We start from the raw sequence: 1,337 nt of genomic DNA, 5'->3' as shown, positions 1-1,337 counted from the left end.
TCGAAGGCTTCGTCGATCGTGCCGACCATGTAGAACGCCTGTTCCGGCAGGTGGTCGCACTCGCCGTCGACGATCATCTTGAAGCCGCGGATCGTTTCCTTCAGCGGCACGTACTTGCCCGGCGAGCCCGTGAACACTTCAGCGACGTGGAACGGCTGCGACAGGAAACGCTGGATCTTACGCGCACGCGCGACCGACAGCTTGTCTTCCGGCGACAGTTCGTCCATGCCCAGAATCGCGATGATGTCGCGCAGTTCCTTGTAGCGCTGCAGCGTCTGCTGAACGCGGCGGGTGATCGTGTAGTGCTCTTCGCCGATCACGTTCGGGTCGATCTGGCGCGACGTCGAGTCGAGCGGGTCGACCGCCGGGTAGATACCCAGCGAAGCGATGTCACGCGACAGAACGACGGTTGCGTCCAGGTGGCCGAAGGTGGTCGCCGGCGACGGGTCGGTCAAGTCGTCCGCAGGGACGTAGACTGCCTGAACCGACGTAATCGAGCCCTTCTTGGTCGACGTGATGCGCTCTTGCAGCTTGCCCATTTCTTCAGCCAGCGTCGGCTGATAGCCCACTGCCGACGGCATACGGCCGAGCAGTGCCGACACTTCGGTACCGGCCAGCGTGAAACGGTAGATGTTGTCGACGAAGAACAGCACGTCGAGGCCTTCGTCACGGAAGTGCTCGGCCATCGTCAGGCCGGTCAGCGCGACGCGCAGACGGTTGCCCGGCGGCTCGTTCATCTGGCCGTACACCAGCGCGACCTTGTCGAGAACGTTCGAGTCCTTCATTTCGTGGTAGAAGTCGTTCCCTTCACGGGTCCGTTCGCCCACGCCCGCGAACACGGAATAACCGCCGTGCTCCTTCGCGATGTTGTTGATGAGCTCCATCATGTTGACGGTCTTGCCCACGCCTGCACCACCGAACAGGCCAACCTTGCCGCCCTTCGCGAACGGGCAGATCAGGTCGATGACCTTGATACCCGTTTCGAGCAGTTCGGTCGACGGCGACAGTTCGTCGAACGCCGGTGCCTTCTGGTGGATCGAACGCGTATGTTCGCTTTCGATCGGGCCGGCTTCGTCGATCGGACGGCCGAGCACGTCCATGATTCGGCCGAGGGTCGGCTTGCCGACCGGCACCGAGATCGGCTTCGCCGTGTTCTTCACGGTCAGGCCGCGGCGCAGGCCGTCGGATGCACCCAGACAGATGGTACGGACCACGCCGTCGCCCAGCTGCTGCTGGACTTCGAGCGTCAGTTCCGAGCCATCGAGAATGAGCGCGTCGTAGATCTTCGGCATGCTGTCGCGCGGGAATTCCACGTCGATAACGGCGCCGATGCACTG

General features: G+C 62.8%; 1 protein-coding gene. It reads right to left on the bottom strand.

What is annotated here, in order from left to right; all coding sequences use genetic code 11:
• A partial coding sequence (atpD, locus tag WS89_RS28070; RefSeq protein WP_156440621.1) for a F0F1 ATP synthase subunit beta occupies positions 1 to 1,337 on the bottom strand: 1,337 nt, incomplete at both ends.

Source organism: Burkholderia sp. MSMB1072, from assembly GCF_001524725.1.
In the GTDB taxonomy this organism is placed as follows: Bacteria; Pseudomonadota; Gammaproteobacteria; order Burkholderiales; family Burkholderiaceae; genus Burkholderia.
The sequence above is the reverse complement of the archived record's forward strand: the minus strand, read 5'-3'. Positions and strand labels throughout refer to the sequence as shown.